24 protein-coding genes are annotated in these 24,094 nt (G+C 74.5%); 9 read left to right on the top strand and 15 right to left on the bottom strand.

Going from position 1 to position 24,094, the window contains the following annotated elements:
- Positions 1-7: 7 nt before the first annotated feature.
- From ACI79U_RS04190 to ACI79U_RS04145, 10 genes are all read right to left on the bottom strand, one after another.
- The gene (locus ACI79U_RS04190; RefSeq protein ID WP_457065625.1) at positions 8-847 is read right to left on the bottom strand and encodes an IclR family transcriptional regulator domain-containing protein; all 840 of its coding nucleotides are present in this window, start codon (positions 845-847) and stop codon (positions 8-10) included.
- Between the two features lie 84 nt (positions 848-931).
- A complete protein-coding gene (locus ACI79U_RS04185) occupies positions 932-1,351 on the bottom strand; it encodes an aconitase X swivel domain-containing protein (RefSeq protein WP_457065627.1) in 420 nt (139 codons plus the stop codon).
- The gene (locus tag ACI79U_RS04180) at positions 1,348-2,625 is read right to left on the bottom strand and encodes an aconitase X (RefSeq protein WP_457065629.1); all 1,278 of its coding nucleotides are present in this window, start codon (positions 2,623-2,625) and stop codon (positions 1,348-1,350) included. Before ACI79U_RS04180 ends, ACI79U_RS04185 begins: the two co-directional genes overlap by 4 nt.
- Positions 2,622-3,986, bottom strand: coding sequence for an FAD-dependent oxidoreductase (locus ACI79U_RS04175; RefSeq protein ID WP_457065631.1), 1,365 nt, complete (start codon positions 3,984-3,986; stop codon positions 2,622-2,624). The genes ACI79U_RS04180 and ACI79U_RS04175 overlap by 4 nt, the downstream gene beginning before the upstream one ends.
- Positions 3,983-5,737: a dihydroxy-acid dehydratase gene (gene ilvD / locus ACI79U_RS04170; RefSeq protein WP_457065633.1), complete on the bottom strand. Its 1,755-nt coding sequence runs from the start codon at positions 5,735-5,737 to the stop codon at positions 3,983-3,985. The genes ACI79U_RS04175 and ilvD overlap by 4 nt, the downstream gene beginning before the upstream one ends.
- On the bottom strand, positions 5,734-6,591 hold the full coding sequence (locus tag ACI79U_RS04165; protein ID WP_457065635.1) for an ABC transporter permease: 858 nt from the start codon (positions 6,589-6,591) through the stop codon (positions 5,734-5,736). The genes ilvD and ACI79U_RS04165 overlap by 4 nt, the downstream gene beginning before the upstream one ends.
- Positions 6,591-7,571: an ABC transporter ATP-binding protein gene (locus ACI79U_RS04160; RefSeq protein WP_457065638.1), complete on the bottom strand. Its 981-nt coding sequence runs from the start codon at positions 7,569-7,571 to the stop codon at positions 6,591-6,593. The genes ACI79U_RS04165 and ACI79U_RS04160 overlap by 1 nt, the downstream gene beginning before the upstream one ends.
- Entirely contained in the window at positions 7,571-8,671 is a 1,101-nt protein-coding gene (locus ACI79U_RS04155) for an ABC transporter substrate-binding protein (RefSeq protein WP_457065640.1), read from the bottom strand. The genes ACI79U_RS04160 and ACI79U_RS04155 overlap by 1 nt, the downstream gene beginning before the upstream one ends.
- Positions 8,668-10,473, bottom strand: a complete 1,806-nt coding sequence (locus ACI79U_RS04150) for a thiamine pyrophosphate-requiring protein (RefSeq protein ID WP_457065642.1) — start codon at positions 10,471-10,473, stop codon at positions 8,668-8,670. The genes ACI79U_RS04155 and ACI79U_RS04150 overlap by 4 nt, the downstream gene beginning before the upstream one ends.
- A gap of 261 nt (positions 10,474-10,734) precedes the next feature.
- Positions 10,735-13,404, bottom strand: a complete 2,670-nt coding sequence (locus ACI79U_RS04145; protein WP_457065644.1) for an ATP-binding protein — start codon at positions 13,402-13,404, stop codon at positions 10,735-10,737.
- Between the two features lie 240 nt (positions 13,405-13,644).
- Between ACI79U_RS04145 and ACI79U_RS04140 the strand changes: the two genes are divergently transcribed.
- Positions 13,645-14,022, top strand: coding sequence for an FKBP-type peptidyl-prolyl cis-trans isomerase (locus ACI79U_RS04140; protein WP_457065646.1), 378 nt, complete (start codon positions 13,645-13,647; stop codon positions 14,020-14,022).
- Between the two features lie 73 nt (positions 14,023-14,095).
- Here ACI79U_RS04140 and ACI79U_RS04135 read toward each other — a convergent pair whose 3' ends face one another.
- On the bottom strand, positions 14,096-14,800 hold the full coding sequence (locus ACI79U_RS04135) for an SDR family oxidoreductase (protein WP_457065648.1): 705 nt from the start codon (positions 14,798-14,800) through the stop codon (positions 14,096-14,098).
- Positions 14,801-14,895: 95 nt separating this feature from the next.
- Between ACI79U_RS04135 and ACI79U_RS04130 the strand changes: the two genes are divergently transcribed.
- On the top strand, positions 14,896-15,261 hold the full coding sequence (locus ACI79U_RS04130; protein WP_457065650.1) for a MerR family transcriptional regulator: 366 nt from the start codon (positions 14,896-14,898) through the stop codon (positions 15,259-15,261).
- A gap of 41 nt (positions 15,262-15,302) precedes the next feature.
- Complete coding sequence (locus ACI79U_RS04125; RefSeq protein ID WP_457065652.1) at positions 15,303-15,983, top strand: DsbA family oxidoreductase; 681 nt, start codon at positions 15,303-15,305, stop codon at positions 15,981-15,983.
- A gap of 60 nt (positions 15,984-16,043) precedes the next feature.
- Here the strand turns inward: ACI79U_RS04125 and ACI79U_RS04120 are convergent, their stop codons facing one another.
- The 4 genes from ACI79U_RS04120 to ACI79U_RS04105 form a co-directional block, all read right to left on the bottom strand.
- Complete coding sequence (locus ACI79U_RS04120; RefSeq protein WP_457065654.1) at positions 16,044-17,006, bottom strand: NAD(P)H-dependent flavin oxidoreductase; 963 nt, start codon at positions 17,004-17,006, stop codon at positions 16,044-16,046.
- 23 nt (positions 17,007-17,029) lie between these two features.
- A complete protein-coding gene (locus ACI79U_RS04115) occupies positions 17,030-17,530 on the bottom strand; it encodes an FBP domain-containing protein (protein WP_457065656.1) in 501 nt (166 codons plus the stop codon).
- Positions 17,531-17,686: 156 nt separating this feature from the next.
- A complete protein-coding gene (locus tag ACI79U_RS04110; protein ID WP_457065658.1) occupies positions 17,687-17,929 on the bottom strand; it encodes an acyl carrier protein in 243 nt (80 codons plus the stop codon).
- A gap of 102 nt (positions 17,930-18,031) precedes the next feature.
- A complete protein-coding gene (locus ACI79U_RS04105; protein WP_457065660.1) occupies positions 18,032-18,268 on the bottom strand; it encodes a hypothetical protein in 237 nt (78 codons plus the stop codon).
- A gap of 83 nt (positions 18,269-18,351) precedes the next feature.
- Here ACI79U_RS04105 and ACI79U_RS04100 point away from each other — a divergent pair, with 83 nt between their 5' ends.
- The 6 genes from ACI79U_RS04100 (at position 18,352) to ACI79U_RS04075 (ending at position 24,092) form a co-directional block, all read left to right on the top strand.
- Positions 18,352-18,681 (top strand): ArsR/SmtB family transcription factor, encoded by a 330-nt coding sequence (locus ACI79U_RS04100; RefSeq protein WP_457065662.1) that lies wholly within the window; start codon positions 18,352-18,354, stop codon positions 18,679-18,681.
- Positions 18,678-19,178, top strand: a complete 501-nt coding sequence (locus ACI79U_RS04095) for an SRPBCC family protein (RefSeq protein WP_457065664.1) — start codon at positions 18,678-18,680, stop codon at positions 19,176-19,178. Before ACI79U_RS04100 ends, ACI79U_RS04095 begins: the two co-directional genes overlap by 4 nt.
- 317 nt (positions 19,179-19,495) lie before the next feature.
- Positions 19,496-21,310, top strand: a complete 1,815-nt coding sequence (locus ACI79U_RS04090) for a phosphoenolpyruvate carboxykinase (GTP) (RefSeq protein WP_457065667.1) — start codon at positions 19,496-19,498, stop codon at positions 21,308-21,310.
- Between the two features lie 172 nt (positions 21,311-21,482).
- Complete coding sequence (locus ACI79U_RS04085; protein ID WP_457065669.1) at positions 21,483-22,697, top strand: MFS transporter; 1,215 nt, start codon at positions 21,483-21,485, stop codon at positions 22,695-22,697.
- A complete protein-coding gene (locus ACI79U_RS04080) occupies positions 22,694-23,362 on the top strand; it encodes an acVLRF1 family peptidyl-tRNA hydrolase (protein ID WP_457065671.1) in 669 nt (222 codons plus the stop codon). Before ACI79U_RS04085 ends, ACI79U_RS04080 begins: the two co-directional genes overlap by 4 nt.
- A 43-nt stretch (positions 23,363-23,405) precedes the next feature.
- Positions 23,406-24,092: an alpha/beta hydrolase gene (locus ACI79U_RS04075; protein ID WP_457065673.1), complete on the top strand. Its 687-nt coding sequence runs from the start codon at positions 23,406-23,408 to the stop codon at positions 24,090-24,092.
- Positions 24,093-24,094: the final 2 nt, after the last annotated feature.

The raw sequence follows: 24,094 nt of genomic DNA, 5'->3' as shown, positions 1-24,094 counted from the left end.
CGGCGGGTCAGAGCAGGGGGTGGCCGGCCGACCGGACCCCGGCCAGGAGCATGTCCCGCTCCAGCTGCCGCACCGCGTCGGTGAGCGGGGGGAGGGCGACCTCCCGCAGCTGCTCGGGGGTGTGCCGGCTGGAGTGCGCGCCGATGTTGATCGAGGCCACCGCGGCGCCCGTCGCGCCGTGCACCGGCATGGCCATCGAGGTGACGCCCTCCTCGAGCTCCTGGTCCAGCAGCGCCCAGCCCTGCGCGCGGGCGGCGAGGACCCGTTCCCGGAGGGCCACCGGGTCGGTGATCGTGCGGGCGGTGCGGCGGGTCAGCTCGGTCCCGGCCAGGTAGGCGTCCAGCCGGTCGTCGGGGAGGTCGGCCAGCAGCACCCGGCCGTGGGAGGTGGCGTACGCGGGCAGCCGGCTGCCCACGGTGATGCCGCTGGTGATCACCCGGCGGCCGCCCACCCGGGCGACGTAGACGACGTCGGGCCCGTCGAGCACCGCCATGCTGGTGGTCTCCTGCAGCTCGCGGGAGAGCTCGGTCAGGTACGGCATCGCCAGGTCGGGCAGCCGCAGCAGGGACAGGTAGGTGAACCCGAGCTCCAGCACCGTGGGGCGCAGCCGGAAGCGGCGGTCGTCGACCGCGACGTAGCCCAGGTCGACCAGGGTGAGCAGGAACCGCCGCGCCGCCGCGCGGGTCATCCCCGTGCGGCGGGCGATGTCGCTGAGGGTCAGCTCCGGCTCGTCCGCGGAGAACGCCTTGATCACCGTGAAGCCGCGCTCGAGGGACTGCACGAAGTAGTCGCCCCGCGGGGCCTCCGAGGCGCCCTCGTCCACTGCGTCCGCCGCTGCGCCGTCCATGCCGTGTCCCGTCCCCGATCCTGCGCCGTGGTGCTCGCCGAGGGCGGCGAGGGCCGGTGTGCCGCCCGTTCCCGTTCCGGGACGCTACCCGGTGGCCCGGAGGACGGTCAGCTCACCGCGGTCGGCGTCGACCCGGACCCAGTCACCGGTGCGGATCGTGGTCAGCGGATCGGCGTCGAGATCGGTGAGCGCCGGCACCCGGGTGACCACCACGCCCAGCGCGATCTTGGTGTTCATGGTGGTGAACACCATCGCCGCCGGCGCGGTGCCCATCAGCCGGGACATGTGGAACATGCCCGACCACCCCGAGGAGCCCTTGGCGCCGGGGAAGACCAGCACCTTGCCGGCGAAGGACTGCCCCACCAGCTCGTGCCGCAGCTCGATGACCCGGCCGCGCCGGGGCTCGACCCCGCCCCAGCCGGACAGCGCCTCGGTGGTGACCAGCGCCTCGCCCTCGGCGACGCCGCCGACCAGCCCGCGGCCGTGCAGGGTGCGCCCGGTCATCGCAGGGCCCCCTGCCAGGTACCGGTGACGGCGGCGTCGACGCAGTCGCGCAGCGTGCCGAACCAGCCCTGAACGTCCATGATCGCCGGCAGGTAGTGCACCTGCTTGGCCGAGTCGGTGGCGATGACCCGGGTGCCCTTGGGCAGGAACTGGCCGATCGCCGGGCAGGTGTCGCTCATCAGCCGGGCGCCGGCGGCCTCCAGCGCCCGGGCGTAGCCGTTCTGCTCCGCGACCTCGCGCAGCGCCCGCGGGGTGAACACCCACAGCTCGCTGTCGGCGTGCACCCGCCGGCCCTCCAGCAGCCGGACGACGTCCCGGATCTGGCCGAGGGTGGCGTGCGGGCAGCCGATCATCACCAGGTCCACGGAGGTGTCCCGGCCGGTGGAGTTGAGGTGGTCGTAGGTCTGCTGCCGCTCGGCCGGTCCGTAGGACAGCCGCTCGGCGGGCAGGGCCCCGTTGAACGCCTCCTCGACGGTCCGCGCCTCGGCCGTGATGCCCGGCACGTGGTAGAGCTCGACCCCGCCGGAGGAGGCGGCGGCCGCGCCGAAGTGCTTGAGCTTCACCAGGTCCGGGGTGGCGGTGATCCCGTCGAGCACCGGCACGCCCTCGGCGACCTGCTCGCCGATCCAGTAGCCGAGCAGGCCCCAGTCCAGCGTGTCGACGACGGGGACGCCGACGTCGACCAGGTGGCTGCCGAACCGGTTCTCCGGCAGGTGGTAGCCCCAGTACGGGATCTTCCCGGTGAGCATGGCGGCGCCGGTGCTCTCCCGGCCCTCCACGTTGGTGCGCGCCCCCAGCACCGAGTTCACGTAGACCACCGCCGAGGACTCCATCCAGGCGCAGTGCTCGCCCTTCACCGGCACGTTCCCGACCTGGTACGGCGTGCAGGTGTTCATCAGGTGGATGCCGTGCTCGGCGCTGTAGGCCTCGCTGGCGACCACGGCGTCCCGCTCCTCGACGGAGACGCCCTGCACCTCCCAGTTCCGGGTGTCCATCGGCCCGATGAGCTGGTAGCTCTGCGCGCGCACCGGCGGGATGGGCAGCGGGACGGGGGCGTCCAGGCTGTGCTCGGAGAAGGCGGCGTCCGGCCCGGGGGAGCCGCAGACCATGGTGTGCCGGGAGCCGAACAGGTTGGCGCCGCAGACGTTGTCGGTGTCGACCAGCCGTTCGGCGCCCAGCACCTCGCCGTAGCGGACCAGCAGGTCCATCGCGGCCTGCACCGCCTCGCCCTGCGCACCGTCGAGCATCGCCTGCTCGTCAGGGGCCAGCCTCATGCGACCTCTCCTCCGCCCAGCCACGCGCCGTCCTTCTCCAGCCGCCGCTGCAGCTCCGGGACGTCGATGTCGCCGACGGCGACGCCGGCACCGAGGGCCAGGTCGGCGGCCACGCCGGCCGCCTGGCCCATCTCGAAGCACGGCCCGGTGACCCGGGCGCTGGACTGCCCCTCGTGGGTCATCGAGGCGCAGCGGCCGGCGACGTAGGTGTTGGTCAGCAGCTGCGGCACGATCATCCGGAACGGCAGCTGGTTGTAGCCCCGGTTGTCCGCGCCGCGCTGCCAGCGGAGCTCGACGTCGCCCGCGACGTGCGCCTCCACCGGCCAGCCGTTCACGCCGATGGAGTCGGGGAAGTCGACGCAGTCGAGGATGTCGTCCTCGGTGACCTGGTAGGCGCCGATGATCCGGCGGGTCTCCCGGATGCCGATGGACGGGGCGATGTCGACGACGTACGAGTCGGCGAAGCCGGGCACGGACTCCTGGAAGAACGGGAAGACGTCGCGCACCTGGCGGCGGCCCTGCAGCTCCCCGCGGGACAGCTGCCGGACGTCGGTGCCGTCGATCGCGCTGCCGTCGGGGTTGCTCAGCTGGGTGATGTTGGCCCGCCACTCCAGCGGGTTGCGCTGCGGGCGGACGATCGGCCGCTTGCGCGGGAACCGGTAGCGCCCGGAGCGCTCGGCCTCCTCCATCAGCGCCGGGATCTCCCGCTGGGCGTCGGCCGCCGCCGCGGCGTCCACGCCGTTCACCCGGAACATCAGCGAGGGGTACAGCATCCCGTGCGCCGGGTCGGTCTTCTCGTACGGCGCCCCGGCCCAGGCGGCCACGTCGCCGTCGCCGGAGCAGTCGATGAACACCTCGCCGGTGATCGCGCCGCGGCCGGACTTGGACTCGACCAGCAGCGCCCCGACGGTGTGCTCGTCGCGCATCAGCACCCCGACGCCGAGGGCGTGGAAGAGCACGTCGACGCCGGAGGCGACCAGCAGGTCGTCCAGGGCGATCTTGTAGGCGGAGATGTCGTAGGCCTGGGCCATGATCCGGTCGGCGAAGCTCAGGTGCGGCGGGTTGAGCCCGCCCAGCCGGTCGACCCGCTCGAGGATCTCGTCGGCCAGCCCGTGCACGACCTGCCGGTGCTCGCCGTGCACGTTGGCGTGCAGCCCGCAGAAGGTGCTCAGCCCGCCGGCGCTGCCCGCGCCGCCGGAGTACCCGTACCGCTCGACGAGCACGGTGGAGCGGCCGGCGCGGGCCGCGGCGGCCGCCGCGGTCACCCCGGCGGGGCCGCCACCGACGACGACGACCTCGTAGGCGCCGAGCACCGGGGTGCGGCGGCTGGGCTCGTCCAGCCAGGTGGGCGGTGCGCTCACGGGGTGCTCGTCTCCTGTGGTTGCGGGAGTGGGGTGGCGGGGTCGGCGGGGGCGCCGGCCCGGGCGTGCGGGGAGGGGGTCAGGACGGCGCCCGTCGCGACCGGCGAGACCAACTGCCGGTAGATCGACAGCCAGCCGGTGTCCGGCTGGACCTGGGTGCGCTCGGCCCAGGCCGCGGCGCGGCGCTCCAGCTCGTCGGCGGGCACCTCGAGGTCGACCCGGCGGCGGACCAGGTCGATGACGATCGGGTCGCCGTCCTCGACCAGGGCCAGCGGCCCGCCCACGGCCGCCTCCGGGGAGACCTCCCCGACCACGGTGCCGGTGTTGACCAGGCCGGACATCTGCCCGTCGGTCACCAGCGCGACGCTGTCGCCGAGCCCCGCGCCGTCCAGCGCGAACACCAGCGCCGACCCCAGCGCCATGCCGGGGCCGCCGACCGGCCCGAGTCCGCCCAGCACGACGACGTGCCCGGGCCGGATCTCCCCGGCGGACAGCCCGGCGAGCGCCTCGTCCCGGGTGCCGTAGCAGAGCGCGGTGCCGCGGAAGACCTGCTCGCCGGTGTCGTGCACCGGCCGCTTGACCACGGCGCCGCCGGGGGCCAGCGAGCCGTGCACGATCACGATGCTCGGTCGCTCCCCGAAGGGCCGGCCCACCGGCCGGACGACCTCGGGATCGGCCACGGTCACCCCGGCCAGGGCGTCGCCGAGGGTGCCACCGGCGACGGTGCGGGCCGAGAGGTCGAGCAGCTCGCCGAGCTGGCTCATCACCGCCCGGGTGCCGCCGGCCGCCTCGAGGTCCTCGATGGAGTCCGAGCCGTTGGGCCGCACCGAGCACAGCAGCGGCACCCGGTCGGCGAGCTCGGCGAACAGCCCGGGCACGTCGACGTCGCAGCCGGCCTCGTGCGCGATGGCCTGCAGGTGCTTGATGCTGTTGACCGACGCGCTGGTCGCCAGCATGACCGTCACCGCGTTGGCGAAGGCCGCCGGCGTGAGCACCTCACGGGGCCGCAGCCCCTCGGTGACCAGCTCGACGATCCGGGTGCCGGCCCGGCGCACGCCGTCCCACATCGCCGGGCTGTTGGCCAGCACCGGGGTGGTCCCGGGCAGGGTGATCCCGAGCGCCTCGCACGCCATGTGCATGGAGTTGGCCGTGCCCATGCCGGCGCAGACGCCGGGCCCGCGGATCGCGTTCTCGCTCATCCCGGTGAGGTGGTCCAGGGTCATCCGGCCGGCCGCGACGTGCCCGGCGGCGAGGAAGACCTCCTCGATGTCGACGTGCTCGCCCGCGTACCGGCCGCTGGGCTGGTAGCCGCAGCCGACGATGATCGTCGGGATGTCCAGCCGGGCCGCGGCCATCACCTGCCCGGGCGCGGTCTTGTCGCACGAGGCGAGGCAGACCATGCCGTCGAGCTGGGCACCCTCGACGGCCACCTCGATGTCGTTCACGATCAGGTCGCGGCTGGGCAGGATGTAGCGACCGTCGCGCCCGGCGCTGGTGATGAAGTCGCTCGGGGCCGCGGTGCGCACCTCGAACGGGAGCCCACCGGCGGCCCGGATGGCCTCCTCCATCGGCCCGACGACGTCGTCGAGGTGGCTGAAGCAGATGGCCAGCTTCGACGAGGAGTTGACGATGGCGATCTTGGGCTTCGTCATGTCCTCGTCGGAGATGCCCAGCGCCCGCCACTGCGCCCGGCGGACGGCCCAGCGCGAGCTGCCCACCGCCAGGTTGCTGCGCAGCGGAGGACGGGTCACTGCTTGGCCACCGAGTCGTGCCACGGGATGACGAGCCGCTTGGTGGTGGTGACGGCGAGGTAGAGCAGCGAACCCATCAGGGCGAGCAGGACGATGACGGCGAACAGCTGCGGGGCGTTGAGCGCGTTCAGGCTGGAGACCACCAGGTGGCCCAGCCCCTCGCTGCCGCCCAGGTACTCCCCGACGATCGCACCGATGACGGCGAAGACGATGCCGACCTCCGCACCGGCGAAGACGTAGGGGAGGGTGCTGGGGAGCTCCAGGCTCTTGAAGGTGGCCCAGCGGCTGGCGCCGAGGCCGCGCATGACGTCGCGGTGGCCGCGGTCCACCGACCGCACCCCGAGCATCACGTTCAGCATGATCGGGAAGAACGCCAGGATCGCGGCCATGATGATCTTCGAGGTCATGCCGAAGCCGAACCAGATGACGAAGATCGGGATGAAGGCGACCTTCGGGACGACCTGCAGCGCGACGAGGGCGGGCTGGACGGCCCGCTCCAGCCACAGGACGCGGCCGAGGACGGCGCCGACGGCCATGCCGACGATCAGGGCGATCCCGAAGCCGATCAGGACCTCGGCCAGGGTGATCCAGATGTCGCGGTAGACCGCGCTGCTGGAGAGCAGGTCGACCAGGGAGTCCCAGACCGCCAGGGGCGCGGGGAGGATGAACTCCGAGACCCCCACGACGCTGACGGCGAACTGCCAGCTGCCGATGAGCAGGATCAGCATGATCGGCGTGCTGATCCAGGGCAGGGCCTTCATCAGGCCTTCGCGGTCGCCGAGCCCTCGACCGGGCTTGCTCGTGCTGGCGCTCGTGGTCGTGTCGTCGCGGACGTCGTTCTCGACTGCGGTCATCAGTCCTCCTCGTCCAGTTCGGTGCGCAGCGTGCGGACGATGGCCTGGAACTCGGTGGAGGTCTCGGTCTCCAGCGAGCGCGGCCGGGGCAGCCCGACGGGGGTGACGGAGCGGATCCGCCCGGGCCGGGGCGAGAGCAGGACCACCCGGTCGGCGAGGAACACCGCCTCGGGGATGGAGTGGGTCACGAAGACGACCGTGGCGCCGGCCTGGGCGTGGATGTTCTGCAGCTCCAGGTTCATCTTGTCCCGGGTCAGCGCGTCCAGGGCGCCGAAGGGCTCGTCCATCAGCAGGATGGTCGGGTCGTAGCTCAGCGCCCGGGCGATCGCGGCGCGCTGCCGCATGCCGCCGGAGAGCTCGCGGGGGTAGGCGTTCTCGAAACCGGGGAGGCCGACGAGCTCGGCGAGCTCGGAGGCCCGGGCCAGGCGCGCCTTCTTGCCCATGCCCCGCAGCTTCAGCGGCAGGGAGATGTTCTCCGCCACCGTGTACCAGGGGAACAGGTTTGCGTCCTGGAAGACCAGGCCGAACTGCTTGAAGGCCTCGTCGTTGCGCTTGCTGCCGCGCCAGATGGGTGCCCCGTCGGCCTCGACCTCCCCGGAGGTCGGCGGCAGCAGCCCGGACAGGATCCGCAGCAGGGTGGTCTTCCCGCAGCCGGACCGGCCGACCAGGGAGATGAACTCGCCCCGGGCGATGGTCAGGTTCACGTTGCTGAGCGCGTGCACCTCCCCCTGCCGGGCCTGGTAGGTCTTGTCCACGTCGGTCAGCCGCAGCTGCGGCGGTGCCGTGTCACCCACCGGCGCACCGGCCGGGGCCGGCGCCCCGGCGCCCCTCTCCGGGGCGCCGGGCGGCGGGGCCGGGGCCGAGGTCGACCCGGTGGTCGGCGGGTCGGTCGCGGGGTGGTGGGTCACCCCGGCGTTGGTCCCGGGCGCGGTGCCGGGGGTGCTGGTGTCGGACGGGGGAGTGGTGCCGGGCAGCCGCATCAGTTGCTCCCGGGGAGGAACTCGTTGGTGTACCACTCGGACGGGTCCAGGCTGTCGTCCTGGATGAACCCGCCCTCGACCATCTCCTCGTAGACGGCCTCCCACTGGTCGGACACGACCGCGCCGAGCTCGTCCTCACCGGCCGCCGTCCAGGACTCGACGTAGGTCGACATGCTCTCCCGGGCCACCTCGGGGTTCTGCAGGGCGGGGATGTCGTAGGGCGCCAGGCACTCGAAGGTCTCGGCGAAGCCGTTCGCCTCGTCCTCGATGATGAACTGCAGCGTCTCGTCGATCGCCGCGAGGTATCGGCGCAGCTGCTCCTGCTTCGCCGGGTCCTCGCTCTGCTCCTGCGAGGTCACGTAGACCTGGCCGCCGCTGGAGATGGCGTCGTTCGGCGCGTAGACCACCGCCTCGGGCTGCTGCTGCTCCAGCTGCACGGCGGTGTCCAGCGAGACGATGTAGCCACCGATCCGGCCGGAGGAGACGAGGTCGAACACGCCGGGGGCCAGCCCGACCACCTGCGTCGGCACCTCCTCGGCGGGGATCCCGGCCGAGGCCGCGACCAGCTCGAGCAGGATCTGGCTCGTGCCGCCCTCCGACGGGGTGCCCATCAGCCGGCCCTCGAGGTCCTCGGCGGTCTCCAGCGGGTCGCTCTCGGCGGAGATGAAGCGGATGGTGCCCTGCTTGGTGGGCTGCCCGACGGCGACCAGCGGGGCGCCGCGCTCGGCCACCGCCAGCTGGGTCTCCAGGTCGCCGACCCGGGTGATCAGCGCCGACCCGGCGAGCACCGTCTGGATCGCCTGCGCGGAACCCTGGGTGGTCTCGAAGCTGACCTCCAGGCCCTGGTCCTCGAAGTAGCCGCACTCGGTGGCGACGAGCTCGGGGGCGAAGGAGAGGCTGGCCAGCGGCAGGATGTTCAGGAACGTCACCTGCTCGACCTCGCCGCCGCCGTCGGCACCGGCGCCGGCGCCGGCCCCGGCGTCGGACCCCTCGGAGTCGCTCCCGCCGCAGGCGGTCAGCAGCAGCGCGGCGAGGCCGAGGGCGAGGGGGGCGCGGGCTGCGCGCACCGGGGATCGGGTGGAGGTGCGGCGACTGCTCATGAACGGTCTCCTCGTGAGGGGATGGGCGTGCGGTCGGGTTCGGGGGACGGGGAAGCGGGGTGCCGGGTGATCCACGGCGAGTCGACGTGCGCGACCAGCAGGGCGCACCGGCCCTCGGCGAGCGCACCGAGCGCCCGCTGCAGGGCCGGCCCGAGCTCGGCGGCGGCCGACACGTCCTCGCCCCACGCGTGGCAGGCGGCGGCCAGCAGGGCGGCGTCGGGCGGCTCGGGGAAGAGGGTGCCGACCACCTCCCCGGTCCGCGCCGAGGCGCCGTCGGGGAAGAGGTCGAACACCGGCCGGCGGCTCGCCGCGTAGCCGCCGTTGGCCAGCACGACGGCGAGGAACGGGGTGCCGGCGTCCCGGGCGGTGAGCAGGGTGGCCACGGGCTGGGAGAACAGGAAGGTCCCGTCGCCGACGACGGCGACGACGCGGCGCCCCGGTGCGGCCAGCCCGGCGCCGATCGCGCCCGGGAGGGCCCAGCCCAGCCCCGAGCCGCCGCACTGGAACGCCGTGCCCGGCAGCGTCCGGGACAGGCCGGTGCGGACGACCTCGATGTTGGTGACCGCCTCGTCCAGCAGCAGGTCGGCCGGGTCGAGCACCTCGTCGAGCGCCCGGACGACGGCGGCCACGGTCAGCGGGTCGTCCACCGGCGCAGGCGCGGCCGGGACGACCCGGGGGAGCGGGCGGGGGGTCAGGGCGCCGCTGGCGGCGAGCGCGGTCAGCTCACCGGCGAGCGCCCGGAGCCCCAGTCGCGGGTCGGCCTGCAGGGACAGGTCGACCGGGAAGTCCCACCCGGGCATCGACAGCTTGAGCGGGTCGGCGTCCAGCTGGATCACGGTCGCCTCGGCCGGCGGCGCCGACCGGGACGGCACCCACGGCACGTCGCAGTCGACGACCAGGACGACGTCGGCGCCTTCGAGCAGCTCCGCCGTCCGGCCGGGGCCGGTGACGTAGCAGGGGTGGTCGGAGGGGAGGTTGACCCGCTCCCGCCGGTCGAGCACCGGCGCGCCGAGGAGCTCGGCGACCCGGGCCAGCTCCGCGACCGCGGCCACGTCGCGGCCCAGCCGGCTGGTGACGACGACCGGCCGTTCCGCCGCCGCCAGCAGCGTGGCGGCCCGGGCCAGCTGCACCGGGTCCGGGGCCATGGGCGCCGGGAGCGCGCGCCGCGGGGCGGGCGGCGGGGTGGCCGGCGCCGACTCCATCAGCACCTCGCGCGCCACCGTGACGTAGACCGGGCCGGGCGGCGTCGCGGCGGCCGCCTGGAACGCGCGGGCCAGCTGCTCCGGGACGGTGGCGGCCGCGTGCAGGTCGGTGGACCACTTCACGTACCCGCGGACGATGCCGGCCTGGTCGGGGACGTCCTGCTGCCAGTGCACGACCGTGTCGCGGCCGCCGGGCACCTGGCCCGAGCTGGTGCGCGGGGTGAGGCCCGCGATGACCACCACCCCGGCCTCGGCGCGGGCCGCGTTGTGCAGCATCGCGCCGAGGTTCTGGGTGCCGACGTCGACGTGGACCATCACGACCTGGGGACGCCCGCTCACCGCGAAGGCGGCGTGCGCGGCGGCCAGGGCGACGGCCTCGTGCCGGCAGAGCACCACCCGCGGCACGGCGCGGCCGGCGGACCGCAGCGCCGCGATCGCCTCCTGGACGGGCGCGGTGTCGGTGCCGGGGTTCAGGAACACCCGCTCCACGCCCTGGGCGACCAGGGTGGAGACCAGGGTCTCGGCCACGTTCCCGGTGAGGCCCGGGGCGGGGGCGGCGGCCGTGGTGCGCGGGTCGAGCAGGTCCTGCGGAGCGCTCACGCTGCTCTCCCGGTGACTCGACGGCGACGTCCCGAGGCGGCATTGCCAGGGGCGGTGTTCGGCATCCGTACAACCGTGCTGCTGCCGTACATGTTATCCGGGTCACAACTGTCGCTGTCAATGCCGATCCGCGCCCTTCCGGAGCGCACTCGGACGACCACCGGGAGCAGGGGCACCGGGTGGGGTGATCGGCGCAGCGGTCCGGGCCGCCCGTCGGTGCGGGCGGGGCGGGGGCGGGGTGTGGCGGGCGGTGCCCGGGAGTCAGACCGAGGTGGCGTCGTCGTCGGCGCGGTGGGCGCGGATGACGACGGTGGTCCCCTCGGGACCGGGCGTCGCGGTGATCTCGGCGAAGGCGCTCATCAGCATCCCGCCCCGGCCGCGGTCCATGCTCGGGACCCGCTCCCGCCACTGGCCGTAGTCGCGCACGGTGATGACCACCGCGTCGGCGGCGGCCTCGGCGGTGACGTCGAAGAAGGGCTCGCTCGGGTCCTGGGCGTGCTCGATCGCGTTGGTCGCCGCCTCGCAGGCGGCCAGCGTCAGGTCGTAGGCCTGGTCCTCGTCCAGCTCCGCGGCGGCGAGGAAGCGGCGCAGTGCCCGGCGCAGCCCGGCGATCGACTGCGGGACGGAGGCGAACCGCCAGCGCTCCCGGGAGACCCCGTCGCCGGTCGGGGGCGGCGGCGGGGTGGGCACGTGCACCGTCGGCCGCCGGCTGGCCGGCACCAGCGAGCGCACGTCCGGGGCCGGGCCGGGCGTCGCGGCCGGCGGCGGGGGCGCCGGGCGACTCTGGCCCGCCCGCTCGACCGCGACGCGGACGCGGTGCACCAGCTCGGTGGCCTGGAAGGGCTTGGCCAGGTGGTCGTCGGCGCCGGCGGCGAAGCCCTCCACCGCGGCCTCCTGCCCGGCCCGGGCGGTCAGCATGATCACCGGGATCGACCGGGTGTCCGGGTGGCCCTTCAGCCGGCGCAGCAGCTCGAACCCGTCGACCCGCGGCATCATCACGTCGGTGATCACCACGTCCGGGCGGTGCTCGGCGATGCTGCGCAGCGCCTCCTCGCCGTCGGCGCAGGTGCGCACCGCCCAGATCGGGGAGAGCAGGCGGACCAGGTAGCTGCGCATGTCGGCGTTGTCGTCGACGATCAGCACCGTCGCGGCGGCGTCCGGTGGTCCGACCGGGTCCGGCAGCACCGTGACGTCCCGCTCCCAGCTGGCCGCGGTGCCGTGGGCGGTCGCCGACGGGGCCGGTGGGGCGGCGTCGTCCGGGGCGACGTCGGGGGAGCCGAACGGCACGGTGACGGTGAAGGTGCTGCCCGCGCCCGGCTCGCTGGCCACCGTGACCGACCCGCCGTGCAGGGCCACCAGCTCGCGGACCAGCGCCAGCCCGATGCCGGTGCCCTCCCGGGTGCGCGCGGCCGAGCCCTGCACCCGGTGGAAGCGGTCGAAGACCAGCGGCAGCTCCGCGGCGGGGATGCCGATGCCGGTGTCGCGGACGGCGAGCACCAGCTCCTCGCCCGCCGCGCGCAGGGTGACCTCGATGCTGCCGACGAAGGTGTACTTCACCGCGTTGGACAGCAGGTTCAGCACCACCTTCTCCCACATCCGGGGGTCGACGTAGGCCGGGTGCGGCAACGGCGGGCAGTCGACGGTGAGCTCCAGGCCGGCCCGCTCGGCGGCCGAGCGCAGCACCCCGGCGAGCTCGGCGGTGAACGCCGCGACATCGGTCTCCACCCGGACGGCGGCGGCCCGGCCGCCCTCGATCGCCGCGACGTCCATCAGGTCGTTGACCAGGCGCTGCAGCCGCTGCCCGTTGCGCAGCGCGAGGGTCAGCTGCTCGCGGGCGCTCTCCGGCAGCGGTGCGTCCGGGTCGGCCAGCACGTCGCTGATCGGGCCCAGCAGCAGCGTCAGCGGGGTGCGCAGCTCGTGGCTGACGTCGGAGAAGAAGGCGGTCTTCGCCCGGTCCAGCTCGGCCAGCGACTCCGCCCGCCGCCGCTCGGCCTCGAAGGCCCGGGCGTTGCCCAGCGCGGTGGCCACCTGGCCGGCGGCCAGCTCCAGGAAGGTGCGGTACTCCTGGTCCAGGGCGAGGTTCGGGCTGACCCCGGCGACCAGGACGCCGATCCGCTCCTCACCCGCTGCGCCGACCAACGGCAGCACGACCGCCTCGCGGACCGGGTCCTGCCAGTACCCGCCGACCAGCCCGAGCCCGGCAACCGGTCCGGGCAGCGCGGAGGCGTCGGCGACGGATGTGGGCAGCAGCTCGGCCGGGCAGCCGACCGTGACGGTCCGTCGCAGGCCGTCGCCCTGGTCGAGGTAGACCGCCGCGAACGGCACATCGAGCGGATCGCTGCCCAAGGTGCCGCACAGGCCCGCGAGCACGGCCTGCTCGTCACCCCGTTCGGCCTGCGTGCAGGAGAGCTCGTGCAGCAACCGCTGGCGCCGCTCGCCGAGCACCTCGTTGGTCACCTCGGTGCAGACGGCGTGCATCCCCGCAACCAGCCCGTCGTCGCCGAAGGCGGGGGCGTGGGAGACGGTGAAGTAGGTCTCCTCGCGGTAGCCGGCGCGCTCCAGCAGCAGGGGCAGGCGGGGTAGCCAGGTGGCCTCGCGGGTGGTCATCGCGTGCTCGATCGGGCCCTGGAGGACGCCCCACCCCTCGGCCTGGGTGACCCGTAGGTCGCCGCCGAGGGCCTCGGGGTGCTTGGCGCCGATCAGGGTGGCGTAGCCGTCGTTGTACATCTGGGTGTACTGCGGGCCCCAGGTGATGATCATGGGGAATCGCGAGGCCAGGATCGTGCGGACGGCGTACCGGAGGCTCGCCGGCCACCCTTCGACGGGGCCCACCGGCGTGGCGGACCAGTCGAGGGCAGCCATCAGCCGGCCCGCCTCGCCGCCGCCGGTGAAGAGGTCGTCTCCGCCGCCGGGGGAGAGGTCGGGGGTCATGGTGCAACCTCCTGAGCTCTGCCGGTACGACGGGGGGCGACGCGCGACGCGCGCCCCGGGACCGCAGCCGAGTGTGCGCACCCGGCCACCGTGGGCAACCTACCTCCCGGCGCCCGGGTGCGCCTCATCCAGGCGGGCGGCCCGGCCTGCGGTCCCGGGGCGGTGGCGGGTTGGATGGGGCGGTGTCCGCCGGGACAGCCCTGGCACCGAACCCCTGGCACCGAACCCCGAGGAGACCCCGTGGCAGAACTGACCCGCCCCGACGTCGAGCCGCCGACCGGTCCGGCCCCCGACGACCTGGTGATCGAGGACCTGGTGGTCGGTGACGGCGCCGAGGCCACCGCCGGCAGCCTGGTGAGCGCCCACTACGTCGGCGTCACCCACGACGGCGGCGAGCAGTTCGACGCCTCCTGGGACCGCGGCGACCCCCTGGAGTTCCGGATCGGCGTCGGCATGGTCATCCAGGGCTGGGACGAGGGCATCGTCGGCATGAAGGTCGGCGGGCGCCGCCGGCTGACCATCCCCCCGCACAAGGCCTACGGCGACCGGGGTGCCGGCGGCGTCATCAAGCCCGGCGCCACCCTGGTCTTCGTCGTCGACCTCGTCGGCGTCCGCTAAGGGCCCCGCTGCCCCCCACCGCTCGCGGGCTCACGGCGGGCCCCTGCCGCGGGGCCTGCGGCGGTGGGGTGGCTCAGCCGGCCTGCGGTGCGTAGAACTCGCGCGGGTCGGCGGACAGCGAGGCCTTGACGCCACGGCTCCAGTCGTCGACCAGCACCTCCCAGTCGCCGGCCTGGACGCCGTCGAGCGCCGCCCGGACGACGTCGGCCGGGTCGCTCATCGGGCCGGTGTAGCCGGCCATCATGTCGGTGTCGGCCGCCCCCAGCACCACCCCGGTCACCTGCGTGCCCTGGCCGGTGAGCTCGAGCCGGACACCGTTGGTCAGGCTCCACGCCGCCGCCTTCGCCGCGCTGTAGGCGTTCGCGCCGTCGTAGGAGAACCAGGACAGCGCCGAGAGCACGTTGACGATCCCGCCGCCGCCGTTGCGGGCGAGCACGGGGGCGAACGCCCGGACGACGCCCAGCGTGCCGTAGAAGTGCGTGTCCATCTCCCGCCGGATCTCGGCCAGGTCGCCGGTGACCAGGTTCGCGCCGGTGGTGATGCCGGCGTTGTTGACCAGCAGGCTCACGTCGCCGGAGGCCGCGGCTGCCGCCGACACCGACTCCGGGTCGGTGACGTCGACCCGCAGCACCTCGACGCCGGGGACGTCGACCAGCTCCGGACGGCGGGAGGTGGCGTAGACCTTGGCGGCGCCGCGCTCGACGAGCTGCCGGGCGAAGTGCCGGCCGAGGCCGCGGTTGGCGCCGGTGACGAGGGCGACCGATCCGGTGAGGTCCATGGGGTTCTCCTTGCGTTCGGGATTGCTGTGCGGGACGCTAGAACCTCACGTTGACGTCAGGGTCAAGTGTGAGCCCGAACACCCCAGGAGGTCCGGTGCTGCGCATCGGTGAGGTCGCCGCGCGTGCCGGCGTGAGCGTGCGGGCGCTGCGCTACTACGAGGAGCAGGGGCTGCTGGACGCCGAGCGCACCCCCAGCGGGCAGCGCCGCTACGCCGAGAGCGCGGTGGGCCGGGTGCGGTTCGTGCAGCAGTTGTATGCCGCCGGGCTGACCAGCAAGGACGTCCTCGAGCTGCTGCCGTGCGTGCACTCCGGCGTCGCGACCCCGGCCATGCTGGCCCGGCTGGTCGAGCAGCGGGACGGCATCGAGCGGCAGATCGCCGAGCTCACCCGGGCCCGCGAGCGGCTGGACGAGATCATCCGGATCGGCGCGGAGCACGTGCCGGGGGCTGCCGTCTCCTGACCAGCCGGAATGGCCGGGGCCGGCCGCCGGTTGCGCGGGGCATGCAGGTCGAGGTGTGGTCCGACGTCGTGTGCCCGTGGTGCTACATCGGCAAGCGCAAGCTGGAGACGGCGCTCTCCCGCTTCCCGTACGCCGACCAGGTGGAGGTCGTCTGGCGGTCGTTCCAGCTCGACCCGAGCATCCCGGAGGGGCACACCGAGCCGACCCTCCCCGCGCTGGCCGCCAAGTACGGCAGCAGCGTCGAGGAGATGGCCGGCCAGATGCGCCGGGTCGAGGAGATCGCCGCGGGTGAGGGCCTGGAGTACCACCTGGCCGACGGTGTCAGCGGCAACACCCTGCTGGCCCACCAGTTGATCCACCTGGCCGCCGGGCGCGGGCTGCGCAGCGAGATGAAGGAGCGGCTGCTGCACGCCCACTTCACCGAGCAGCGGTCGGTCTTCGACGTCGACTCGCTCGTCCCGCTGGCCGTCGAGGTCGGGCTGGACGAGGCGGAGGTGCGCGCGGCGCTGGCCGACCACCGGTTCCTGCCCGCGGTGCGCTCGGACATCGAGACCGCCCGGGCGCTCGGCGCGACCGGCGTGCCGTTCTTCGTCGTCGACCGCACCTACGGCGCCGCCGGTGCCCAGCCCGCCGAGACGCTGCTGCAGCTGCTCGAGCGTGCCTGGGCCGACACCCACCCGCTCACCACCGTCCCCGCCGCCGAGGGCTGCGAGGACGCGTGAAGGACCCCCTCGCCCCCCGCCCCTCGCAAGCTCGCGTCGGGACCCTGCGAGGGGGCCGGCTCAGCCGAGCAGGCGGGGGGCGCGCTCCAGGGCCTTGCGCGCGTCGGCGCTCAGCCGCCGGACGACGTCGGTGGCCGACTCCTCCGCGGTGACCAGCCCGACGGACTCCCCGGCGTAGACCGGCGCGGCGGACAGGTCGCCCTCGGTGCGTGCCCGGTGCACCCACTCGGCCGCCCGGGTGTCCCCGCGCAGCTCGGCCTCCCGGCCGTGCCAGGTCTCGGTGAACTCGTTGACCAGCGCCCGGCCGGGCCAGCGGTCCGGCCACGCCAGCCCCTGGGCGATGTCGAAGGCCCGGGTCAGCACGGTGTCGTCGCCGCTCGCGGCCCGGATCCGCTCGCGCGCCGCGGCCGAGATGGTCGCCTCGGTGCAGCTGAGGAACGGGGTGCCGACCCACGCCCCGGCGGCGCCGGCCACCAGGACGGCGGCCAGCCCGGCACCGGTGGCCACCCCGCCGGCGGCGAGCACCGGCCGGTCGGTGGCGGCCAGCACCTCCTGCAGCAACGGCAGGGTGGCCCGGTGCCCGGTGTGCCCTCCGGCCTCGGTGCCCTGGGCCACGATCACGTCGACCCCGGCCTCCTGCGCCCGGTCCAGGTCGGCGAGGGTGTTCACCGCGGTGGCGACGGCGATCCCCGCGTCGTGCAGCGGGCCGACGAACGGCGCCGGGTCGCCGAAGGAGACCGACACCAGCGCCGGCTCGCTGGCCACCGCGGCGGCCAGCAGCTCGGGCCGGTCGGCGAGCACCCAGGCCATCAGGCCGATGCCGAAGGAGACGTCGGCCTCGGTGGGCAGCCGGGCCTGCTCGGTGATCCACTCCGGGGCCGTCCCCGCGCCGACGCCGATCATCCCCAGCCCGCCCCCGAGCGACACCGCCCGGGCGAGTTCGCCGCCGGCGACGCCGGCCATCGGCGCACCGAACACCGGGGCGTCGAGGTCGAACCAGCGGGTCAGGGGGGTCTTGATCATCACCCCATCGTCGTCCCCGGGGCTCAGCGGCGCAGCACGTCGGCGGTGAACGCCGCCAACCGCTGGCGCAGGCCCTCGGCCTGCTCCTGGACGGCGAGGGCCTGCAGCTCCTCGTCCAGGTGCTGGGCCGACGGCGGCACCTCCCGCACCCGGCCGGCGCACCGCAGGTCGGCGCAGACGTAGGTGCCGATCGTGTTGCCGTTGCGGCCCGCCTCGCCCACCCGGCGGGCGGTGAACAGCGAGATCGCATCGGCGCTCTGCACCGTGTGGCAGAGCAGGCACATCGCCGACCGGCGGCTGGACATCTTCGTGTCCGCCGCGCGCAGCGCCACCCCGACGGGCCGGCCCTCGTGCTCGTGCACCAGCCAGCCGCGCAGCTCCGCCTTCGGGTCGCGCCAGCCGAGCACGTCGACCGCGGGCCAGTCGACGTCGTCGATGTCGCGGGGGAGCGTCATCGCCGCGGCCTCGCTGCGGGAGCAGTTGACCAGCGACCGGCGGATCGCGGCCTCGGACAGGGCCTGCACGGGGGACCTCCAGGAGCGGTGGGAGGGGCGGCCGCAGAGGCTACGTACCGCGTCCGTCGCGCCGCACCCGGATTTCGCCGGCCGCACCAGTGCGCCGGAATGGCCACTCCGGCGCCCGGGAGCGCCGGAGTGGCCACTCTGGTGCGTCGGGACGGATCAGCTGAGCGCCGGTCCGCCCGTCTCGGTGTCCGAGAGCTTCCGCAGCAGGTCGTGGCAGCGCTTCGCCCGCTGGGAGTCCTGCTCCATCACCTCGCGGAAGAACGAGGCGACGTCGTCCAGGCCGGCGTTCTCGGCGTCCCGGACGTACTGGCCGTAGTCGTGCCCGGCCTTCAGGGAGTGGTACTGCACGGAGATGAGGTCGTAGCTGACGTCGGCGAAGCCGGTCTCACCGGTGGCCATGGGTCCTCCTCGGAGACTGCGCGCGGGCCGTTGCTCAGCCCGTGCCGCAGCGCTACCCGGCCACCCGGTGGGTGACACGCCCCCGGGACGGACCGGTCCGGCTCAGGTCCGGTCGGCCGGCGGGGCCTCGCCCACCGCGCCGGCGAACCCGCCGGTGACGTCGCCGCCGCCGGCCTCGTCGGCCTCGGTGCGGGCGGTGGCGAGCTCGTCCTCGCCGGTGGCCACCTCGTCGTCCTCGGCCGAGGCGAGGTCCTCGCCCTCGCCGAGGGCGCCGGGGTCGGCCTGGGTGGTGCGCGGGTCGTTGAGCGGGTCCGGGACGTCGGGGTCGGTGACGGTCATGCCCGGGGCGTTCCCCGTCGGCCGGCGTCCGAACCGTCGTGCGTAACTGGAGGCTTACGTAAGCTTCGTGTTACACATGCTGCATGGAGGCGCTCGGAGCCCTGGCCGACCCCATCCGGCGGCAGATCGTCGCCCTGCTCGCCGCCGGTGAGCAGGGCGCCGGCGAGCTGGCCGAGCGCTTCCCGGTGAGCCGCCCGGCGGTCAGCCGGCACCTGCGGGTGCTCCGCGAGGCCGGCCTGGTCCGGGTGCGGGCCGACGGGCAGCGCCGGCTGTACGCGCTGGACCCCGCGCCGCTCGCCGAGCTCGATGCCTGGCTGGCGCCCTACCGCCGGCTGTGGGCCCAGCGCCTGGACGCGCTGGACACCGAGATCGCCCGCGGTCGGCGGGCCCGAGGGCAGGAGGACGGTCGATGACCACGGACGACGAGCGGCTGGGGCAGGTCGGCGAGGTGCCCGAGGGGGTGCGCCTGCAGTTCCGCCGCAGCTGGCCCGACCCGATCGAGGACGTCTGGGCCGCGCTCACCGAACCCGACCGGATGGCCCGCTGGATCGGCACCTTCGAGGGCGACCGGTGCGTCGGGGGCACCGGCACCTTCACCATGACCCACGAGGAGGAGCTGGTCGGCGAGCCGATGCGGATCGCCGAGTGCGCGCCGCCGCACCGGCTGGTCGTCGAGTGGCTCACCGACGAGGGGTGGCGGGTCGAGCTGGACCTCACCACCGAGGACGGCCGGACGATCCTGCGGTTCACCCAGGTCTTCCCGGCCGGCACCGAGGTCGCCGACTTCGCGATGGGCTGGCACTGGTACCTGGACAAGCTCGCCGCCGAGGTGGGCGGGAGCCCGGCCCCCGGTGGCTGGGACACGTTCCTGGCCGAGCACGGCCCCGCCTACGGCCACAGCGGGGGTTGAGCCGCGCCACCTGAGGGGGAGCCGCGCCACGGCACGGCTCCCCCTCAGGTCCGCCGGCTCAGGCCAGGGCAGTCGGCTCCGACACCCGGACCGGGTCCGGGTGTCGGCTCGCCCCGCGCACAACGGGACATCCGTCCCGGTACATCCCCCGGCGAGCTGGGTCACACTTGAGGTAGACGTCTTATACGTACGCAATTCACCCGCTAGTCTCATGCGATCCGCCCCGGCCCCACCGACGTGGCCGGGACGGCGCTCCCCAGCCGCCCAGCTCCAGCGCCGGTGCCGTTCCGCACCCGGCGTACCCCAGAGGAGACGCCGTGACTTCTGTTGCCACCCCCGGTCTCGACAACGCCCCGACCACCCACCCCCGGCTGCTGGCCTGGGTGCAGGAGATGGCCGAACTGACGGCGCCGGACCAGGTGGTGTGGGTCGACGGTAGCGACGAGGAGTGGGAGCGGCTCACCACCAAGCTCGTCGACGCCGGCACCTTCACCCGGCTGGCGAAGAAGCCCAACTCCTTCCACTGCGCCTCCGACCCCAGCGACGTCGCCCGGGTCGAGGACCGCACGTACATCTGCTCGGTCGACGAGGCCGACGCCGGCCCGACCAACAACTGGATGGACCCGGGCGAGATGAAGGCGGTGATGACCGAGCTGTACCGCGGCTCCATGCGTGGCCGCACGATGTACGTCATCCCGTTCTGCATGGGCCCGGTCGAGGCCGAGAACCCGATGTTCGGCGTGGAGCTCACCGACTCCGAGTACGTCGTCGTCTCCATGCGGGTGATGGCCCGGATCGGCAGCCGGGTGCTCGAGGCGATGGGCACCGACCGCGACTTCGTCCCGGCCATGCACTCCCTCGGCGCGCCGCTCGAGGCCGGCCAGGCCGACGTCCCGTGGCCGTGCAGCCAGACCAAGTACATCGTGCACTTCCCCGAGGAGCGGGCCATCTGGTCCTACGGCTCCGGGTACGGCGGCAACGCGCTGCTGGGCAAGAAGTGCTACTCGCTGCGGATCGCCTCGGTGATGGCCCGCGACGAGGGCTGGCTCGCCGAGCACATGCTGATCCTCAAGCTGACCAGCCCCCAGCAGAAGACCTACTACGTCGCCGGCGCCTTCCCCAGCGCCTGTGGCAAGACCAACCTGGCGATGCTCGAGCCGACCATCCCGGGCTGGAAGGTCGAGACGATCGGCGACGACATCGCCTGGATGCGCTTCGGCGAGGACGGCCGGCTCTACGCCATCAACCCCGAGTACGGCCTGTTCGGCGTCGCGCCCGGCACCGGGTGGGACACCAACCCCAACGCCATGCGCACGATCGAGCACGGCAACTCGGTGTTCACCAACGTCGCGCTCACCGACGACGGCGACATCTGGTGGGAGGGGATGACCGACGAGCCGCCGGCCCACCTGACCAGCTGGAAGGGCGCCGACTGGACGCCGGGGTCCGACGAGCCCTCCAGCCACCCGAACAGCCGGTTCTGCACCCCGATCAGCCAGTGCCCGATCCTCGCCCCGGAGTACGAGGACCCGAAGGGCGTGCCGATCTCGGCGATCCTCTTCGGCGGTCGCCGCAAGACGACGATCCCGCTGGTCAGCGAGGCGCGGGACTGGAACCACGGCGTCTTCATGGGGTCCACGCTCTCCTCGGAGACCACCGCCGCGGCCACCGGCGCCGTCGGCGTCGTCCGCCGCGACCCGTTCGCGATGCTGCCGTTCATCGGCTACAACGCCGGCGACTACTTCAAGCACTGGGTCGAGACCGGCAAGCAGCACGACGCCAGCAAGCTGCCGCGGATCTTCTACGTCAACTGGTTCCGCCGGGACGACGAGGGCGGCTTCCTGTGGCCCGGCTTCGGCGAGAACAGCCGGGTGCTCAAGTGGGTCGTCGAGCGCCTGGAGGGCACCGCCGCCGCCGAGGAGACGCCGGTCGGGCACGTGCCGACGCCGGACTCGCTGGACGTCTCCGGGCTCGGCATGACCCGCGAGCAGGTCGAGCAGGCGCTGCGCGTCGACCCCGAGGAGTGGCGCGCCGAGGTCCCGCAGATCACCGAGTGGTTCGAGAAGTTCGGTGACAAGCTGCCGACCACCCTGTGGGACGAGCTGGAGATCCTCAAGAGCCGGCTGGCCTGAGAAAGGACCCCGGTCCGCGCGGCAGCGTCGCCGTCGCGGCCCGGCCCCTCGACGGAGTCCCGTTCCCGACAACGTGGTCGGGGACGGGACTCCGTCATGTCCGGGGCCGGACGGGTCCGTCGGTTACCGTGGCTGCGGCACGCCCGACCCCGTCCCGGAGGCAGCCCCGCTCGTGCCCAACCCGTACCTGCACGTGCTGCGGACGCCGCACGCGGTGCCGATGGTGCTGGCCGCGTTCATCGGCCGGCTGCCGCTGTCGATGCTCGGCCTGGGCAGCGTGCTGCTGGTCCAGGACGAGACCGGCTCCTACGGACTGGGCGGCGCCGTCGCGGCCGTCGGGGCGGTCGCCACCGCCGTCGCCGGGCCGGTGATCGGCCGGCTGGCCGACGCCCACGCCCAGCGGCGGGTGCTGCTCGCCGTGCTGGCGGCCTTCGTCACCTCCGCCGTGGTGTTCCTGGCCGCGGTGCGCCAGGACTGGCCGCTGTGGACGGTGTTCCTCAGCGCCGCCGCCGCCGGGGCCACCATCCCGCCGGTCGCCTCGATGATCCGGGTGCGCTGGACCCACCTGCTGCGCGGCACGCCACGACTGCCCACCGCCCTGGCGATGGAGTCGGTGGTCGACGAGTTCGTCTTCATCGTCGGGCCGGTGCTGGTCACCTTCCTGTCCACGACCGGGCACACCACCTCCGGCCTGGTCACCGCGTTCACCCTCGCCGCGGTCGGTGGCCTGCTGTTCGCCGCCCAGCGGCGCACCGAGCCGCCGCCGGCCGAGCACGAGCACCGCGGCGGCCCCTCGGCGATGCGCACCCGCGGGTTGCGGGTGCTCTTCGTCGTCGGTGCTGCGGTCGGGGCGGTCCTCGGCACGCTGGAGATCGCGCTGGTCGCCTTCGCCGACGAGGTCGACCAGCGGTCCCTGGCCGGCCTGCTCATCGCCGGGCTGGCGGCCGGGTCGATGGCCTCGGGGATCGGCTGGGGCGCGGTGCACTGGCGGCTGCCGCTGCGCCACCGGCTGGTGGCCGCGCTGCTGGTGCTCAGCGTGCTCACCGTGCCGCTGCTGCTCGTGGAGGACTTCTGGCTGATGCTGCCGCTGGTGGTCGTCGCCGGGGTCGCCGTCTCGCCGTCGCTGATCAGCGCGTTCACGCTGGCCGAGGTGCTCGTCCCGCGGGCCGCCGTCACCGAGGCCTTCACCTGGATCGGGACGGCGCTGGCCCTCGGTGTGGCGGTGGGCGCCTCGCTGGCGGGCCAGATCGTCGACACGGTCGGCGCCAACGCGAGCGTGCTGGTGGCCGTGGTCGCCACCCTGGTCGCGGCCGCCGTCGTGGCCCTCGGGCAGGGGCTGCTGCACGTGCCCGCCGAGCACGTCGCCGACCCCGCCCTCGCGCGATGACCTCGCCCCGACCGGCCGCCGGTGGTGGACGGCTGCTCGGGGTGGCCCCCGAGCGGCTGGGCCGCTGGCTGGACGGCGTCGCGGAGCGGCACGGGGCGTTCGGCGAGGTGCGGGTCGAGGACGGCGACGCGGTGATCACCTGCGCCGACGCCACCTGGCTGCAGGTGACCGGCCCGCCGGGCTGGACGCCGGGGCCGGCGGTGCTGACCTCGCTGACCGTCGCCGCCCGGCAGCCCCGGCGCACGGCCGTGCTGCTGGTCCGGCGCGGCCGCTGGGCGGTCGGGGTGTTCGACGGCGCCGCGCTGGTCGTCTCCAAGGTCGACGCGCGCCGGGTGCAGGGCCGCACCGCGGCCGGCGGCTGGTCGCAGCAGCGGTTCGCCCGCCGGCGGGCCAACCAGACCGACGCCGTGGTGGGCGCGGCGGCCGACACCGCGGCCCGGGTGCTGCTGCCGCACGCCGACGGGCTGCAGGCGCTGGCCCCCGGCGGCGACCGGGGGCTGGTCGCCGAGGTGCTCGAGGACCCGCGGCTGCGTCCGCTGGCCGAGCTGCCGCGGCTGGCCCCGCTGGACGTCGGGGAGCCGACCAAGGCGGTGCTGCTGCAGACCCCCGCCCAGTTCCGCGCCGTCCGGGTGCACATCGTCGAACCGGAGGAGCGACCGGCCTGACCTCCTCCGTGCGGATGGGCCGGCCGGCGGGTAGGGGACCGTGGTGTCCGTTCCCCGCCGCGCCGCCGACGGCCGCCTCGACAGCCGCCCCCTCCCCGACCCAGCCGGCGTCCCGTTCCCGCCGGGGCTGACCACCCTGGACCCGGGGACGGGGACGGGAGCGGTGCTCGCCGTCCCGCCGGGTGACCCGGTGCCCCGCCCATTGCTGGTGTTCTGCCACGGGGCGGGCGGTTCGGCGGACGACTCGCTGGCGCTGGTCGGCGAGCCGGCCGCCGCCCGCGGGGTGCTGGTGCTCGCGCCGACGTCGGCGGCGTCCACCTGGGATCTCCTCGCCGGTGGGCTGGGGCGCGACGTCGCCAGCATCGACGCCGCCCTCGCCCAGGTCGTCGCCCGCACGGCGGTCGACCGGGTCGCGATCGGCGGGTTCTCCGACGGTGCCTCGTACGCACTGTCGCTGGGGATCGCCAACGGCGACCTCGCCGAGGCGGTGCTGGCCTTCTCCCCGGGGTTCGCCGCGCCACCGGGCCGCTACGGACGGCCGCGGTTCTGGGTCGCGCACGGCACCGACGACCGGGTGCTGCCGGTGGCCCGGTGCGGCCGGCGGGTCGCCGCGGAGCTGGCCGCCGACGGGTACGAGGTCACCTACGACGAGTTCGCCGGCGGCCACGTGGTCACGCCGGGGCTGGTGTCCGGGGCGCTGGGGTGGTGGCTGGGCGGCCCCGGGGCCTGACC

The sequence above is a fragment of the Modestobacter sp. SYSU DS0904 genome (genome assembly GCF_054051115.1).
Note: the sequence above shows the minus strand (reverse complement) of the source record. Positions and strands in the feature narration are given on the sequence as shown.